The 15,762-nt window shown below is 70.8% G+C and carries 18 protein-coding genes; 12 read left to right on the top strand and 6 right to left on the bottom strand.

All coding sequences use genetic code 11. The features are described 5' to 3' along the window. Nucleotides 1-27 precede the first annotated feature (27 nt). Genes ABZ919_RS15875 through ABZ919_RS15860 form a run of 4 tightly spaced genes read left to right on the top strand, consistent with a single transcriptional unit; the run spans nt 28 to nt 3,629 of the window. Nucleotides 28-720: a polysaccharide deacetylase family protein gene (locus ABZ919_RS15875; RefSeq protein WP_361248025.1), complete on the top strand. Its 693-nt coding sequence runs from the start codon at nt 28-30 to the stop codon at nt 718-720. After that, the gene (locus ABZ919_RS15870) at nt 717-1,847 is read left to right on the top strand and encodes a glycosyltransferase (protein WP_361247719.1); all 1,131 of its coding nucleotides are present in this window, start codon (nt 717-719) and stop codon (nt 1,845-1,847) included. Before ABZ919_RS15875 ends, ABZ919_RS15870 begins: the two co-directional genes overlap by 4 nt. 7 nt (nt 1,848-1,854) lie before the next feature. Further along, entirely contained in the window at nt 1,855-2,523 is a 669-nt protein-coding gene (locus ABZ919_RS15865; RefSeq protein WP_361247717.1) for a lipopolysaccharide biosynthesis protein, read from the top strand. Further along, nucleotides 2,520-3,629, top strand: a complete 1,110-nt coding sequence (locus tag ABZ919_RS15860; protein WP_361247715.1) for a GNAT family N-acetyltransferase — start codon at nt 2,520-2,522, stop codon at nt 3,627-3,629. The genes ABZ919_RS15865 and ABZ919_RS15860 overlap by 4 nt, the downstream gene beginning before the upstream one ends. Here the strand turns inward: ABZ919_RS15860 and ABZ919_RS15855 are convergent. The 3 genes from ABZ919_RS15855 to ABZ919_RS15845 all read right to left on the bottom strand — a co-directional run bounded on the left by ABZ919_RS15855 (nt 3,626) and on the right by ABZ919_RS15845 (nt 7,888). Next, nucleotides 3,626-4,915: a glycosyl hydrolase gene (locus ABZ919_RS15855; RefSeq protein ID WP_361247713.1), complete on the bottom strand. Its 1,290-nt coding sequence runs from the start codon at nt 4,913-4,915 to the stop codon at nt 3,626-3,628. The two genes, ABZ919_RS15860 and ABZ919_RS15855, sit on opposite strands and share 4 nt — an antisense overlap. A gap of 151 nt (nt 4,916-5,066) precedes the next feature. Continuing rightward, nucleotides 5,067-5,747, bottom strand: a complete 681-nt coding sequence (locus ABZ919_RS15850) for a hypothetical protein (protein WP_361247711.1) — start codon at nt 5,745-5,747, stop codon at nt 5,067-5,069. A 224-nt stretch (nt 5,748-5,971) separates the two neighbouring features. Beyond that, the gene (locus ABZ919_RS15845; RefSeq protein WP_361247709.1) at nt 5,972-7,888 is read right to left on the bottom strand and encodes an AMP-dependent synthetase/ligase; all 1,917 of its coding nucleotides are present in this window, start codon (nt 7,886-7,888) and stop codon (nt 5,972-5,974) included. 323 nt (nt 7,889-8,211) lie between these two features. Here ABZ919_RS15845 and ABZ919_RS15840 point away from each other — a divergent pair, with 323 nt between their 5' ends. From ABZ919_RS15840 to ABZ919_RS15805, 8 genes are all read left to right on the top strand, one after another. Beyond that, entirely contained in the window at nt 8,212-8,814 is a 603-nt protein-coding gene (locus ABZ919_RS15840) for a vitamin K epoxide reductase family protein (protein ID WP_361247707.1), read from the top strand. Nucleotides 8,815-8,944: 130 nt separating this feature from the next. Further along, on the top strand, nt 8,945-9,442 hold the full coding sequence (locus ABZ919_RS15835; RefSeq protein WP_361247705.1) for a tyrosinase family oxidase copper chaperone: 498 nt from the start codon (nt 8,945-8,947) through the stop codon (nt 9,440-9,442). Further along, nucleotides 9,426-10,292, top strand: coding sequence for a tyrosinase family protein (locus ABZ919_RS15830; protein WP_361247703.1), 867 nt, complete (start codon nt 9,426-9,428; stop codon nt 10,290-10,292). Before ABZ919_RS15835 ends, ABZ919_RS15830 begins: the two co-directional genes overlap by 17 nt. Nucleotides 10,293-10,520: 228 nt before the next feature. Further along, the gene (locus tag ABZ919_RS15825) at nt 10,521-11,933 is read left to right on the top strand and encodes a condensation domain-containing protein (protein ID WP_361247701.1); all 1,413 of its coding nucleotides are present in this window, start codon (nt 10,521-10,523) and stop codon (nt 11,931-11,933) included. Nucleotides 11,934-12,182: 249 nt separating this feature from the next. Next, nucleotides 12,183-12,422 carry a hypothetical protein gene (locus ABZ919_RS15820; protein ID WP_361247699.1) on the top strand — a complete coding sequence of 80 codons (240 nt, stop codon included), beginning with the start codon at nt 12,183-12,185 and terminating at the stop codon, nt 12,420-12,422. Between the two features lie 99 nt (nt 12,423-12,521). Next, nucleotides 12,522-12,860 carry a hypothetical protein gene (locus ABZ919_RS15815; protein ID WP_361247697.1) on the top strand — a complete coding sequence of 113 codons (339 nt, stop codon included), beginning with the start codon at nt 12,522-12,524 and terminating at the stop codon, nt 12,858-12,860. Between the two features lie 144 nt (nt 12,861-13,004). After that, on the top strand, nt 13,005-13,244 hold the full coding sequence (locus ABZ919_RS15810) for a hypothetical protein (protein ID WP_361247695.1): 240 nt from the start codon (nt 13,005-13,007) through the stop codon (nt 13,242-13,244). Between the two features lie 276 nt (nt 13,245-13,520). Next, the gene (locus ABZ919_RS15805; protein ID WP_361247694.1) at nt 13,521-13,874 is read left to right on the top strand and encodes a hypothetical protein; all 354 of its coding nucleotides are present in this window, start codon (nt 13,521-13,523) and stop codon (nt 13,872-13,874) included. A 137-nt stretch (nt 13,875-14,011) separates the two neighbouring features. Here ABZ919_RS15805 and ABZ919_RS15800 read toward each other — a convergent pair whose 3' ends face one another. From ABZ919_RS15800 to ABZ919_RS15790, 3 genes are all read right to left on the bottom strand, one after another. Then, a complete protein-coding gene (locus tag ABZ919_RS15800; protein WP_361247692.1) occupies nt 14,012-14,305 on the bottom strand; it encodes a hypothetical protein in 294 nt (97 codons plus the stop codon). A gap of 218 nt (nt 14,306-14,523) precedes the next feature. Next, entirely contained in the window at nt 14,524-14,817 is a 294-nt protein-coding gene (locus ABZ919_RS15795) for a hypothetical protein (RefSeq protein ID WP_361247690.1), read from the bottom strand. 214 nt (nt 14,818-15,031) lie between these two features. Next, entirely contained in the window at nt 15,032-15,508 is a 477-nt protein-coding gene (locus ABZ919_RS15790; RefSeq protein ID WP_361247688.1) for a hypothetical protein, read from the bottom strand. Nucleotides 15,509-15,762 lie beyond the last annotated feature (254 nt).

The raw sequence follows: 15,762 nt of genomic DNA, 5'->3' as shown, positions 1-15,762 counted from the left end.
AAACAGGGGCCCGCGGCCTGGGTGGCCATGTACCACTCCGTCTCGGACGACCCGGAGGACCCGTACGACATCACCGTCTCGCCCGCCCGACTCGACCGCCAGCTGGCCTGGCTGCGCCGCCGCGGTCTGCGCGGGGTCAGCATGCGCGAGCTGCTGGCGGCCCGGGCACGGGGACAGGAACGCGGACTGGTCGGGCTCACCTTCGACGACGGCTACGCCGACTTCGTCACCGCGGCGCTGCCCGTTCTCAGCCGCCGGGAATGCGGGGCCACCGTGTTCGTGCTGCCCGGGCGGCTCGACGGCGAGAACGACTGGGACCCGCTCGGCCCGCGCAAGCGTCTCCTCGACGCCGACGGCATCCGCCGGGCCGCGGCCGCGGGCATCGAGATCGCCTCGCACGGCCTCACGCACCTCGACCTCACCCAGGCCGGCCCGCAGGAACTGCGCGCCGAGGTCGAGCGCAGCCGCTCCGCCCTGGCCGCGCTCCTCGACGCCGACGTAGAGGGATTCTGCTACCCCTACGGCCGGGTCGACGCGCGCGTCCGGGCCGCCGTACGCGACGCCGGCTACGCCTACGCCTGCGCCATCGCGCCCGCTCCCGACCTCGCAGGCGACCTCGCGCTGCCTCGGCTGCACATCGCACAGGCCGACAGCCCCGTACGCCTCGAACTGAAAAGACGCCTCGCCCGTCTCCGCGGTCGAGCCCTGGGGGCACGGTGAAGGCCCTGCACGTCATCACCGGCCTCGGCGTCGGCGGCGCGGAGCAGCAACTGCGCCTGCTGCTGCGGCACCTGCCCGTCCGGTGCGACGTGGTGACGCTGGCCAACCCGGGCCCGGTCGCCGAGGGTCTGCGCGCCGACGGCGTCCGGGTCACCGACCTCGGCATGAGCGGCAACCGCGACCTGAGCGCCCTGCCGCGGCTGACCGGCCTGATCCGGGACGGCGGCTACGACGTCGTGCACACGCATCTGTACCGGGCCTGTCTGTACGGCCGGATCGCGGCGCGCCTGGCCGGGGTGCGGACGGTGGTGGCCACGGAACACTCCCTGGGCGACACCCGGATCGAGCGACGCCGACTGACCCCCGGCGTCCGGGCCCTGTACCTGGCCGGCGAGCGGCTCGGACGCGCCACGATCGCCGTCTCACCGACCGTGGCCGAACGGCTGCGCCGGTGGGGTGTGCCCGGCCCGCGCATCCGGGTCATCCCCAACGGTATCGACGCCTCCCTGTTCCGTTACGACGCGGCGCGGCGCGGGCAGGCCCGTGCGTTCCACGGGATCCCGCAGGACGCGTACGTCGTCGGCGGCATCGGCCGCCTGACCGTGGGCAAGCGCTTCGACCTCCTCGTGCGTGCGCTGGCCCGGCTCCCCGGCGACGTACGGCTGCTGCTGGTCGGCAGTGGCGGCGAGGAGGGGGCGCTGCGGCGCACCGCCCACGACCTGGGGGTCGCCGACCGGGTGGTGTTCACCGGGGAGCGGCCGTATCTGCCGGCCCCCCGGGACCACACGCCGGGTCTGGCCTCCCTGCTGTCCGCGATGGACGTGCTCGCCGCCCCGTCGGCCGAGGAGGCCTTCGGCCTGGCCGTCCTGGAGGCGCTCGCGGCCGGGTTGCCCGTGCTGTACACGACGTGTCCCGCCGTCGACGACCTGCCGCCGGACTTCGCGCCGGGCGCCCGACGCGTCGCGGGCGGCACCGACGCGTACGTCCGGGAACTGCTGCGGCTGCGCGCGGCGGGCCCCGGCGAACGTGCCGTCCCGGACGCCGTGCGGCACTACGGCATCGAGCGAACCGCCGGGCAGCTGATGGACGTGTACACGGCCGTGCTGTCCGGACCGACCAGGAAGTGAGGTTCTCATGTCCGACAGCCCCCCGTCGCCCGTTCGACCGCCCCGCCGGGCTCCCGCGCGTGCATCCCGACTGGCGCTGTGGTGCGCGGTCCCGGCCGGTGTGCTCCTGGGTGCCGCTGCCGGTGTCGCGTACGCAGTGGTGACACCGGCCCAGTACACGGCCACGAGCTATGTCATCGCCGTACCGGCCGACAGGACGCAGTCCGACTCCGCGGCGACCATCGGCTTCGCCCAGGGCTACGGCCGTGCGCTGGTGCAGCTCGCCGAGCTGGGGCAGGCACAGGTGCGGGCGGGGGTACCGGTGCGGAAGCTGCACGACAGCGTCCGCGCCGCCACCTCGCCCGACGCGCCGATGATCGCGATCACGGCGACCTCCGGGCGCCCCGGCCAGGCCGCCGACCTCGCCAACGCCGTGTCGGACGCATTGACCGAGCAGGCCGACCGGACGAAGCGGGCCACCGGCATCGCGCTCGTGCACCTGTCCCGTGCCCTCAGGCCCGACGAGCCGTCGTCCGAGCCGCCGGCGCTGACCGCGCTCGTGGGTGCCGCGGCCGGAGGGCTGTTGGGCGGCCTGGTGCTGCTCGCCCGGCCGCGGGGAGCGGTGGCGGACGGCGCCGCGCGGCGGGCGCAGTTGCCCGGTCCGGCTCCCGCCGCCGACAGCCAGGAGGTCCGGTGACCGCCGGCCTCGGCCCCGCCGTGTCGGTGGAAGTGCGCACCGACGAGCAGGCCTTCGCCGACCTGGCGGGGGAGTGGGACAACCTGCACCGCGCCTGCCGGTCCGCGACGACCTTCCAGAGCCACGCCTGGCTGCACTCGTGGTGGCTGTCGTACGGAACGCCGGGCAGGCTCCGGCTGGTTCTGGTGCGTGCGGGCGGGGAACTGGTGGCTGCGGCACCGCTGATGCGCCTCCCCGGCCCGTTGCCGGCGCTCGCGCCGATCGGCGGCGACATCTCCGACTTCTGCGACGTGCTCCTGGACGAGACGGCGGCGGCGCAGGGCACGGCGGCACTGGCGGACGCCCTGGCCGACCTGGCTCGTACCGCCCTGATCGACTTTCGCGAGGTGCGGCCCGGCAGTGCGCTGGAACGGGTCTACCAGGCCTGGCGCGGCCCGCGCCGGCGCCTGACCGGCTCGGTCTGCCTGGAGATCCCCGCCCTGCCCATGGAGGAACTGGTCAAGCGGCTGCCCCGGGCACGCGCCCAGCGGGTGCGCAACAAGCAGAACAGGCTGAAGAAGCTCGGGATCGAGTGGCGCAGCGTGGATCACCGCGAGGCCGAGACCGCGCTGCGGCGGCTGCTGGAACTGCACCGGTTGCAGTGGGAGGGCAGGAAGGTGAATCCGGAGCATCTGCGGCCACGCTTCCTCGACCACCTGATCCGGTCCGTGGTTCCCCTGGTCCGGCGCGGTGAGGCCGTGGTGAAGGAGTTCGTGCTGGAGGACGAGGTCGTGGCCGTCGATCTGACCCTGGTGTCAGGGAAGCTGGCGGGGAAATACCTGTACGGAGTCCACCCGGTGCTGCGTGAGCGCAAGGTGGACGCGGTGACGATGATGCTGGGCGCGGCCGCCGACGACGCCGCCGCCGACGGGCTCGCGGTGCTGAGCCTGCTGCGCGGCAACGAACCGTACAAGTACCGCTGGCTTCCCGAGACGGTCGTCAACCAGCGCTTCCTGCTGGCCCGCCGGCGCACCGCGCCCCTGCTGGCCGCCGCCGTCTGCGGCGCCGCGGCCCGGCACTGCGGGAGGAGGGTCCTGCGCCGCACCGCCCCGGCCGGATCCGACTAGCGTGGGTTTCCCCTCGGCTTCTCCGCCGGTTTCTCCGCCCGTTTCTCCGCCGGTTTCTCTGTCGGTCCTGCCGCCGGTGTTTCCGCCGGGCCGCACGGGCAGGGGCGCGGTGGGGTCGGCGGTGCCGCCGGAACCGACGGCTGCGGTGTGGGACTCGACGGCTGCGGTGTGGGAGCCGGCGTGGACCCGCCGGACAGGTACGCCCGGTAGATGGCGGACGACCGCGGATTGGTGGAGCACAGCCACACGCCGTGCGGGCAGTAGTCGGTGACCGTCTGGTACAGCGGCTTGTGCTCGTCCAGCCACGCGAGCATGCGCAGCGTGTACGTCGCGTTGTCACCGTTGCGGAACAGGCCCCACTCGGGGTACGAGATCGGCTTGCCGTGCTTCTTCGCGAAGTCGACCTGGTACTGCAGGCCGAAGGGCTCGGACACCTGCTGGTCGAACGTGACTCCCGCCGGCTGGTCGTACGAGTCCATGCCGATGATGTCGACGACGTCGTCACCGGGGTAGCACTTCGGCCACGGAACCGCGTCCGCGCCCCGGTTCGGGGCGAAGTCGAACCTGAATTTCTGCCCGGGCACGGAGCGCATGACTTTGACGATGCGCCGCCAGTACGTCTTCCAGTCCTCCGGAGCGGGGCCGCAGCGGTGGGTGTAGGTGATGCCGTTCATCTCCCAGCCGAGCACGAGGATCGTGTCCGGCACCCCCAGGCCGACGAGATGCTGGGCCAGCACCCGGAAGTGCTGGTCGAACTCGCCCGCCGCGGCGCGCCGCAGCAGCTGTCTGACCTCCGTGTCGGGAAGGCGCGCTTCGTTGCGTTCCATCAGGGGCACGTTGAGCACGAAAAGCCGGTCGGCCTTGGCTCGCCGCCATGCCGCCCAGCTGTCGAGGAAGCCCGGCAGGCCCTCGATGTTGCTCCACAGGTCCCCCGGCAGGTACGTGCGCCCCACACGCACCTCGGAGCCGTCGAGCCATGCGCTGAACTGCTTCATCAGCTCCACACCGGGGGGCCCGTAGTCGAGGTAGGCGCCGAACGCGGGCCGGTCGGCCGCCCCCAGGGAGCCCGTCCCGTTCGGGGGGCAGCCGGAAGGCGTCGTGCCGGCGGGCGGCGCCTGCACGGACACGGCCGGCGTGGACTGCGCCGTCGATGCGCAGGGCCGCGCGGCCAGACCCGTCGGGGCGTCACCCCTGAGGACGGGGCTGGGAATGAAGGCCGCCGCCACGCACACCCCGGCGGCGATGAAGGCCACTCGCCTCAGGGACCGGCGGCACTCGGACGTCATTCCTACTCCTTTGGTGCGGCTATGTCCCAGTCACTGGGTCATAGCCATATATACGCTCATTGCACCAACTGAGTCGGGTGGCTCGGCGCCGATCGGCCACAAGGATGACCGGCGGGTGCCGGGCGTGAGCCGCCGTCCGGCACCCGGAGTCCTACCGACGGGCCGAGGTCCGGCCTCGCCGGTACAGGACGGCTCCGGCGGCCAGCAGTACCCCGCTGGCGGCCGTGGCGGCGAGGGTGCCCTCGGCGCCCGTCTTCGCCATCGCGGGCGGCGCGGGCGGCGCGGGCGGCTGCGACGGCTTCGCGGGCGGCGTCTTGGACGGGGCGGGCGTCACCGGCGGGGCGGACTTGTGGGGCGGCGGCGTCGGGGTGGGCGTGGGCGTGTCCTCGCCGTGGCAGCTGCAGGAGGAGTGCTCGTCGCCGCCGTAGCTCTGGTCGCTCGACTCGTCGTCGTAGCCGTAGCCCTGTTCACCGCCCTTCGTCCAGTCGGCCTTCGCCTCACGGGCCTTCGTCTCACGGGCCTTCGTCTCACCGGCCTTCGCCTTACCGGCCTTCGCCTCACCGGCCTTCGTCGTGCGGCTGCCGGAGGCCGGGGCCGTGAGCCCCGTCAATGTGCGCGCCTGGTGCACGGCGGCATCCGCGCCGGGGATCACCTTCAGGGCACTCGTCTCGGCCGGGGAGTCCTTTTGCGCCGTGTCGTCCGACAGCGCGGTGTGGGAGTCGGCCCCTGTCGCCTGCGGACCGGAGTCCGCGAACGCCCATGTGCCGGACAGAGTCAGGGCACTGGTCGCGGCGGCTGCCACGACCAGTCCCTTGGTCAAGGTCTGTCGCACTCTCGTTGTCTTTCTCTCAGGCGGGAAGGGGTAACCGGCGGCGGTCGTCGGTGCGACCTTCTCGATGCCGGTTTCCGCAGGGCCGTCGCAGGGACCGTGCTGCCGCACGTCCACACCCGCCACGGCCCGCGGACTGTGAACGAACGATGGAGGCCCGAGGAAACCGAGAGTGCTGGATCGCCCGGGAATTCACCCGAATGCCAGCCCGCGGGCCTGCGGGCTCATCAGCCGTACAGCGCCTCGATCTGCTGCGCGTACGCGGTCGCCACCGCCTGCCGCTTGACCTTCAGGGACGGCGTCAGCAGCCCGTTCTCCTCGCTGAACTCGCCCTCGACCAGCGCGAAGGCGCGGATCGACTCGGCGCGTGAGACGGCCTCGTTGGCGTAGTCCACGGCTAGCTGCACGTCGGCGCGCATCCGCGGGTCCCGGACCACCTGCGCCATCGGGGTGTCCGGGGCCATCCCACGCACCGCCAGCCAGTGGGCGACCGCCTCGGGGTCCAGCGTGACGAGGGCGGCGACGAAGGGACGCCTGTCGCCGACGACGAGGCACTGGCCGACGGGCGGGCGGCTGCGCAGCCGGTCCTCCAGGAGGGCCGGGGAGACGTTCTTGCCGCCGGAGGTGATGAGGAGGTCCTTCTTGCGGCCGGTGATGGTGAGGTAGCCGTCGGCGTCGAAGGAGCCGAGGTCGCCGGTGGCCAACCAGCCGTCGGCCAGCACCGCGTCCGTCGCCGCCGGGTTGTCCCAGTACGCCCCGAACACCACCCCGCCCTTGACGAGGACCTCACCGTCGTCGGCGATGCGCACCGCGGTGCCGGGCACCGGCAGGCCGACCGTGCCCGGGCGCGGCTCCAGCGGCGGGACGATGGTGGCGGCGGCCGTGGTCTCGGTCAGGCCGTACCCCTCGTAGACGACGATGCCGGCCGCGAGGAAGAACAGGCTGAGGTTGCGGTCGAGCGGGGAGCCGCCGCTGATGGCGTAGCGCATCCGGCCGCCGAGCTCCTTGCGGACGCGCCGGTAGACCAGCAGGTCGTACAGTGCCCAGGCGGCGTACAGACCGATCCCCGGGCCCTTGCCCGTGCCGAGGAACTTCTTCAGGTACGCCTCGGCGAAGCGCACCCCCACCCGGTCGGCGCGGTCGAAGGACGCACCCCGGCCGATCCGCTCGGCGGTGGCGCGCCCGGTGTCGTGGATCTTCTCGAAGAGGTACGGCACACCGACCAGGAAGGTGGGGCGGAACTCCTTCAGCATCGGCCGCAGTTCGTCCGGCTTGACGCTCGCGCAGTGACCCAGCTCGATCCGGGCCAGCAGACAGGCGATCTGCAGGGTGCGGCCGAGGACGTGCGCGAGCGGCAGGAAGAGGAGGGTGGAGGCGGTCTGCCCGGTGACCGCCTCGAAGACCGGGTGGAGCAGCTCGACCGTGTTGGCGGCCTCGGCGTGGAGGTTGGCGTGGGTGAGAACGCAGCCCTTGGGACGTCCGGTGGTGCCGGAGGTGTAGCAGATCGTGGCCACCGAGTCGGGCGTCAGGGCCGTGCGGCGCCGGGTGACCTCCTCGTCGGGGACGTCCCGTCCGAGGGCGACGAGTTCGGGCAGCGCCCGGGCGTCGAGCTGCCACAGGCGCGGGGGCCGGGGGTGGCCGGCCGTGCCGGTGGTGACCGTTGCGGCGTTCTCGGCCGTCTCGGTGACGACGAAACGGGCACCGGAGTCGCGGACGATCCACTCGACCTGCTCGGCGGAGGAGGTGGCGTAGACGGGGACGCTCTGGCCGCCCGCGGCCCAGATCGCGAAGTCCAGGACCGTCCACTCGTAGCGGGTGCGGGACATCACGGCGACGCGGCCTCCGGGTTCCAGACCGGCCGCGATCAGCCCCTTGGCGACGTCGGCGACCTCGCGGGCGAAGGCGGCGGCGGTCACCGGGCACCAGTGGCCGCCCTCCCGGCGGCGCATGACCACGGCGCCGGGCGCCTCCTCCGCGTTGGTGAACGGGATGCCGGCGATGGCGCCGCCGGCGCCACGGGGCGCCAGCGGGGCGGTGCGGACCTCGCGCACCGTGCCGGTCTCGTCCCTGACCAGCTCGGTCCGCGCACGAGCCGCAAGGTCGGCGCGCTGCCGAGCCCGTTTCAGATCCCTGCGTACGCCCATGACGGCTCCCGGTCGCGGCGCGGCTGACGTGCTGAGGTACGGACCCACGTGGACTTACTGGAGGGTCAACTTACTCACCCGTAGGCGCTGGTCAATAGGCAATGGTCAACAGGCGGTGGGCAATGGGCAATGAGCGACGGTCAATAGGCAACGGTCAATAGGCAACGGTCAACGGGTGTCGGTCCGTGGGACCGAGCGCGGATCGAGGGGCGGATCGAGGGCCGTGGCGGAGCGTCCCCCGATCGTGTGGCGCGCCGGCCGCGCTCCACCGGTCGGGTGAGCGGGCGCCGGGCCCTCCCGCACGGTGCCGATAGGGTCACGCGGTGACCTCAACCCCCCAGGTGCCCCGGGCGGCGGGCGGCAGCCGTGGTTTCGCGCTCCTCCTGGTCCTCACGGGCGCGGGCGGGCTGCTGGCCTCCTGGGTCATCACCCTCGACGAGTTCAAGCTGCTGAAGAACCCGAACTTCACGCCCGGGTGCAGCCTGAACCCGGTGGTGTCCTGCGGCAGCGTCATGAAGAGCGCACAGGCCTCGGTCTTCGGCTTCCCCAATCCGATGCTCGGCCTGGTGGCCTACGGCGTCGTGATCTGCGTGGGCATGAGCCTGCTGGCCGGCGCCGCCTTTCCCCGCTGGTACTGGCTGACCTTCGACGCGGGCTGTCTGTTCGGGGTCGGGTTCGTGTCCTGGCTGCAGTTCGAGTCGCTGTACCGGATCGACGCGCTGTGCCTGTGGTGCTGTCTGGCCTGGGCCGCCACCATCCTGATGTTCTGGTACGTGACCTCGTTCGCCGTGCGGCACCGGTTCCTGCCCGCGCCGGCTGCGCTGCAGGCCTTCTTCGCGGAGTTCACCTGGGTGCTGCCACTCGTGCACATCGGCGTCGTCGGCATGCTGATCCTGACCCGCTGGTGGGACTTCTGGACCGGCTGAGCACTCCCGCGCCCGTCCGCTCCGGAGCCGGCGCACCGCGCCGCTGTCACCGATCCGGCCGCACGGCGGTGACCGGGAGGGCCGCTCGACGGTTACCGCTTCGGACACCTGACCGGACGAGGAGGCAACGATGGTTCCAGATGTCGGCGGAGCGCCGGTGGGCGGGCAGCGCGGAACACCGGCCGCGAGCACGGAGCCGCCCGGGGAGAGCACACGCAGAAACGTGACGCGCAGGCTGCTCGCCTCGGCCGTCGCCGTCGCGCTCGCCCCTGCGGCCGCGGCCTGCGAGCGGCCCCCGAGCACCCCTGACGACGGGCGGCGGGCCGGCGCCTTCGACGAGACCTACCGCGGACGCCACATCCGCGGCGTTCCGGTCCGCACCGGCCTCCGGGCCGCCGGCGACCAGTGGGAGATCACGATCGACGGCCGCCGACTGCACCTGATGCGCCGCGCCGACGGCACCTGGCTGAGCATGGTCGACCACTACAGCTCCTACGCGACCCCACTCGCCGCGGCCCGCGCAGCGGTCGACGAGCTGAGTCCCGGAGAGCAACTGCGTGATGTGGCACCGGGACCGATGGGCGGGGCGCCGATGCACGGGGAGGGCGGGCATGACGTACACGCGTAAGAACGTCGGCAAGCTGACCCGCAACGAGCGGCGGCGGCTGGTGAACGCCCTGCTGGAGGTCAAACGGCGCGGCGAGTACGACGAGTTCGTGCGGATGCACATGAAGTACAACGCCCCCGACGGCGAAAGCGGGCTGCGCACCGCCCACATGGCACCCTCCTTCCTGCCCTGGCACCGCAAGCTCCTGCTGGAGCTGGAGCGGGCTCTGCGCCGGGTGGACGCGTCGGTGACGGTGCCGTACTGGGACTGGACCCGCGACCGCACGGCCACCTCCCTGCCGTGGACCGACGACCTGTTGGGCGGCAACGGGCGGCGCTCGGACCGGCAGGTGATGACCGGCCCGTTCGCCTACCGGGCGGGCCACTGGAAGATCACCGAGAACGTGACCGACGTGCACTACCTCACCCGCGATCTGGGCCACCACAGCAGCCCCATCGAGCTGCCGACCGCCCGTGATCTGGAGGCGGCGCTGGCCGACCCCGTCTATGACGCGGCGCCCTGGAACTCGACGGTCACCAAGGGGTTCCGCAACAAACTGGAGGGGTGGGGGACGGGCCGGGGCAGCGTCTCCTGGCACAACCACAACCGGGTGCACCGCTGGATCGGCGGGGTGATGGTGGGAGGAGCCTCCCCCAACGACCCCGTCTTCTGGCTGCACCACGCCTTCGTCGACCTGCAGTGGACCCGCTGGCAGAAGCGGCACCCCGACCACCGCTATCTCCCGGCCGAGCCGCCCGGCCCGCGCGACTCCCAGCACGGCAGGATCGTGGCCCGGCACGAGCTACTGCCGCCGTGGGACGTGACGCCGGACGAACTGGAGGACGTGAGCAGCATCTACCGGTACGAGTGAGGCAGTTCCGGAACCGGAGCGCCAAGGCGTCGTCGTCGTCCTGCCGTTGACCGGACGACGGAGCCGGGAGGAGGCGACGGCGGACGGAGCGGGACCGATCACCGTCGCCTCTCGCTCCGCCGTTCGATGCCTCACACGTCCCGCTGAAAAACCGGCGACACGGCAACCGCCGCTCGCGCACGGCTTCCCCGTGATCAAGTCTGAGTCTTCTGCGAAGGAGACGCCCCCGTGCGAATTTCTGACATTCAGCGCTGCGAAGTCCGGCCCGGACGCCTCGTGGAGTGGACGTACAGTCCGGCGACGATCGCGGCCGCGGCAGCGCTGCCCCCGGACCCCCGGCCGCCGGCGTACATCCAGGAGTCGCACATCAGAACCGCGCGCTCGGTGCGCGAGGACGGACTGTTCGTGCCGACCTGGATCGGCACGGCGTTCGATCTGCCGGGCCGAGCCGATCTCGACGCGCTGGAAGAGGCGTTGCGCGGCTGGACGCTGCGGCACGAGACGCTGCGCAGCGGCTTCCGGTGGGCCGGCGACGACATGCACCGGTTCACGCTCGGCGAGGCCGACGTGTCCCTGCACCGCGAGGTGGTCGGTGACTTCGCCGACGCGGACACGCTGGTCCGCTACCTGCAGGACCGATTCGACGTCGCGGCGGACGCGCTCGGCTGGCCCAACTTCATCTACGCGGCCGTCGTCCGGGACGATTCCACCAGCGTGTACCTGGCGTTCGACCACACCAACGTCGACGCCTACTCCGTGCACCGCATCCCGGACGAGATCCATGAGTTGTACCAGGTGGGGGTCACGGGGCGGCCCCCGTCCGGTACGTCCGTGGGCAGTTACGTCGACTTCTGCGAGCAGGAACGCACGAACGCGGACGACATCGACGGCACCCATGCGATCGTCGCCCGCTGGCGGGAGTTCATCGCCCGGTGCGGCGGCAAGCTGCCGGACTTCCCCCTCGATCTCGGTCTGCGGCCCGATGACGCACTGCCCACCCAGAAGCTGCTGCGCGAACGGCTCGTCGGCGCGGACGCCGCCGCCGCGTTCGAGGCCTACTGTCGGCCGTACGGCGGCAGCATGGTGGGTGTGCTGGCCGCGACCAGTCTGATCGTGCACCAGCTCGGCGGGCAGCCGGTCTACCGTACGGTGGTGCCGTTCCACACCCGGGTGAAATCCGCGTGGTCGGACTCCGTGGGCTGGTACGTCGGCGGCGCACCCATCGAGGTGCCCGCGGGACGGGACTTCGACGGTGCGCTCGCCGCGGTCCGCGCCGAGTTGCAGGCCAACCGGTCGCTGGCGCGCATTCCGCTGGCCCGGGTGTTGCGCCTGCTCGGCACGGACTTCCGCCCGACCTCGCCCGACCTGTACTCGATCGTGTCGTACGTGGACACCCGTGCCATCCGCGGCTCGGCCCGCTGGAGCGAGCAGAAGGCGTACGGTCTGATCCGGGTCTCGTACGGCGACCAGGTGTGCGTCTGGGTCAACCGGCTGCACGAGGGACTGTGGTTGGCCTGCCGCTACCCGGACACCGACGTCGCGTACAAGAACATGCGGCGGTACATCGAGGGATTGCGGGACCTCGTGGTGTCCGTGCCGGCGGACCATCGTCACCGGGCCGTTGAGCCGACCTTCTCGTAATACCGGGGCACCGTGCGCGTCCGGTCCGCCGACAACTTTCCTGTGTGCCATTCGCGTTGACGCCTTCTATGGCAACCCGCACAACAGGCACGCCAGTTGTCGGCGTCCGGCAATTCCCGTACGCCCATGTCCCCTTTTGGGACACGGATATCCGCCAAAGTGGAATAGCGCACATCGCTACTGCTAGTGTTCATCTAGTCACGGTAGGCAATCAGCCTCGACGTCGAGCAATGAAGAACCGAGGGTTCCATGCGCAAGCTTCAGCAGGTCGTGATCGCAGCAGTGGCGGCAGCCGGCGGCCTCTCCGCCATCGGCGCCGGTGCCGGTACCGCCTACGCTCATGGCGTGGAGGTCAACGACCTCTACCGCCCATACCAGGAGTGCAGCCCGCAGACGGTGGCCGAGAACGACATCCCGGTCGGCGTGCTCGGATTCGCCCAGACCCTGGACACCACCTGCGGCCAGTTCAACAACGCTTTCAACGGCTGAGGTCGACGGCGTTCACGCGCGACGCCGTCCGCGGAACCCTTCGGGTCCTTCCTGGAGGGTTCCTCCAGGGGCGCCTTTCACATAAGGAAATCGCAGCACATGTTCTGTAAGAAGAAGATCGCGGCTGTCTCGGGGCTCATCGGCGGCCTGGTCGTGACCTGCGCCGGCGTCGCCCAGGCGCACCCCGCGGGGGTTCAGGGCGGCTGCACGCGCGACCTCCTGGGCAATGTCACCTGTGTTCAGCGGATCGAAGGTGAGATCCCCGAGGGGGGCTCCCTCCCCCACCAGGAGAACTGCATGCCCACACAGCCGCTCTCGGTGCCCGCCGCCCTGGGGAACGGGGCGATGCGGATCGGGCCCCAGGTGACGTGTTCCCCCACGACCTCCGGTGTGCCCGACAAGGCCGACGGAAAGATGGAATTGCCCGGTCTGCTCTGAAGTCCCGGGTTGAACAAACGGCTATCTCATGCGGTGTGCCGACACGACGCGTGCAGAAGATCCCAAATCGCTGCGGATTGTGTGTATATGCTCACGGTACGTAGTCAAGCCAGGGCTTTCCGCCCGGGTAAGAAAGGGTCAAACATGCGTAAGTTTCAGCGTGCCGCTGTCGTAGCGGCGGCGGTTGCGGGGCTGTCCGTTCTCGGTGTCGGCGTCAGCTTCGCCGGTGGTGAGCACGAGGAGCAGCCTTCGCAGCAGCTCACCGCTGTGGCCAACTCGTCCGCCAACGCCGTGGCCACGTGGGGCGATTACAACGCGCACCCGGGTCACAAGGACAAGGACAAGGGTGAGGAGGGTTACGGTCAGTCTGGCGACGACCAGTAACCAACGCGATATGCGCATCGTATGACCGGGGCGTCCCTGTTCGGACTCAACTCGACTCGTTCGACGGTGCGCTGAGCCATAGCCATGCCACGACAGCCCGGATGCGCGGCAGAACCCCTCGGGGTGCGCGTCCGGGCTGCGGCAGTGCCGTCGCCCACCGACGATCCGTCCAGGCGCCGGCCCTCGCTTCCGGATTCTTCAAGGCCCGGGCGCACGCCGGTCGACGGCGCAGGCGCCCGGGCCTTGATGCACCCCCATGCAAAAGGAAGGCAGCACATGTTCACTCGACAGAGGATCGCGACGATTTCCGGGCTCGTCGGAAGTCTCGCCGTGATCTGCACCGGCGCCGCGCACGCCGAGGGCCCCAAGGGCGAATGCCGGAGCACCGACACGGGCGACATCGTCTGTATCCGCAAGACCGACATCCGCACCGACGACCACGGCAAGCAGGTCATCAAACAGGCACAGGACTGCTTGACGGCGGACCGGTCGCGCATGGTGTTTCCGGACGACGAGCTGCTGGACGGCGGTTCCGCGAAGACCGGGACGGTGGTGGACTGCTCCAACGACCTGAAGCTGCCCAAGGGCTTCAAGAGGCCTGAGTTCAAGAAGCCGCACATCGACTTCTGAGGCACGAACGGAGAATGCCGGACCGGGGATGGATCCCGGTCCGGCATTCGGCTTGCCGGGGGCAGACGTGAATTCCGGTGACATGGCTGTCCCCGGTGTCCGGCCTGCGGCCGGGACACCGGGGACAGCGCGCCGGCCTACTTGCCGACGCTGTTGTTGCAGCCCATGGTCGAGCCGAGGGTGGACTGCTGGGCGCCGGGGTTGCCTTCACCGTTCAGCAGGTTGCCACCCAGGCCGTTCAGGATGCCGACCTCGCCGAGGACGTCGGCGTTGAGGTCGTGGGACCTGCAGGTGCTGCTCTGCAGGATGCTGACGCGGTCGTCGTTGCCGCCCTTGCCCCAGCCCTGTCCCGCGTGGGCAGCGCCGGCGCTCATGACTCCGACGCTCCCGAGGGCGGCGACCAGGACGGCGGCCTTGCGGAGCTTGTGCATATCTTCTCCGGTGGAGTGAAGTGGATGCGATCCGTGAGAGATCGACTTCGTACGGTTATGGAGGCTAATACGAAATATGCGGATGCAACCAGCGACGCGCCGAATTCAGAATTCTTGTCACTCCGAATGCCCACCGGCCTCAAAAAGGGTCCCGGCACCGGGCCTGAGGCTCGGTGCCGGGATCATTTCCTGCCCTGGCCGCCTACGCGGCCGTGTGACTAGAAGGCGCTGTTGTTGCAGCCCATGGTCGAACCGATGTGGGTGGCCTGGGCACCCGGGTCGCCCTCGCCGTTGAGCCCGTTGCCCAGCAGGCCGTTGAGCAGGCCGACCTCACCGAGGACGTCCAGGTTCAGGTCGTGCGACCGGCAGTTGGAGCTCTGCAGGACGCTGAAGCGGTCCTTCTTGCCTTCATCCTTGCCGCCGTCCTGGCCGCCGGCGTGGGCGGTGCCGCCCACGAGCCCGATGCTGCCGAGGGCGGCGATGACGACGGCGGCCTTGCGAAGCTTGCGCATGTCTTCTCCGGTGGAGTGAAGAGGTGTGTGCGGTCCGTGACGGATCGCGTTCTTACAGTTACGGGAGATTAATAGGAAATAACCCAAAGTGGACATCGACGCGCCGAGTTCATGATCCGGCGGCAAAAGCACCCAAAAGCCGTACCGCATAGGAACGGGCCCTTCGGGAGTGCTCCCCGAAGGGCCCGATCCGGGCGCCGGTGTCCGGTGGTGCCTAGTGCGCCCTGGCCTGCGCGAGGGCGTTCGACTGGGTGTTGGCCTGGCCGCACTCGATGCCGTGGGTCTCGGACGCGGCGAGCAGCGCGACCGGGACGGCCGCGTTGAGCAGGGACTGCGGGCTGCACTCCTGCGACGGACGGAAGAGGTTGTTCTGGCCCGCCACGGTGTCGTGTCCCGCCTGCGGGGCGGCCTGAGGAGAGATCTGCGGGTTGATCTGCGGGCTCAACTGCGGGTTCAGCTGCGGGGTGACCTCGGCACCCCGCTGCGGGGCCTGCTGCGCGGCCGGCGAGCCGTAGGTCTGCGCGTTGGCCTGAGCGGAGGTCGCCGAGGCCGCCTGGGCGTCCGGCTGCGAAACAGGAAGCGGAGCACCGCTGTTGTATGCGGGAGCGGCGGCCGAGCTCGGGCCCGCGCCGACGGCGGACAGACCGCCGGCTGCTGCGACGACGAGCGCGACCCTGTGAAGCTTGCGCATGAAACCCTCGGCCCTTCATTGACCTGTGCACGGAACGTTGTGGAAATGCTGCTGCTGGAGCAGGTGTTGCTGTTCTTGCCGCCCTGTACGGCTGCGACGGGGCCATCGCCCTGGCCCAGTGGGGAACGAGGAATCGGTGAAACGGATACGGGATGCCCGGTCGCGGTCACCCGTTTGACCCAGGCCCGGTGTGCCTCGACAGCACGTTCTCAGCCCCTCTGCAATCCTCGTACGGCGCGCCCGGCGGTCCCCGG

This window comes from Streptomyces sp. NPDC046759 (assembly GCF_040645475.1).
Lineage (GTDB): Bacteria > Actinomycetota > Actinomycetes > Streptomycetales > Streptomycetaceae > Streptomyces.
Note: the sequence above shows the minus strand (reverse complement) of the source record. Positions and strands in the feature narration are given on the sequence as shown.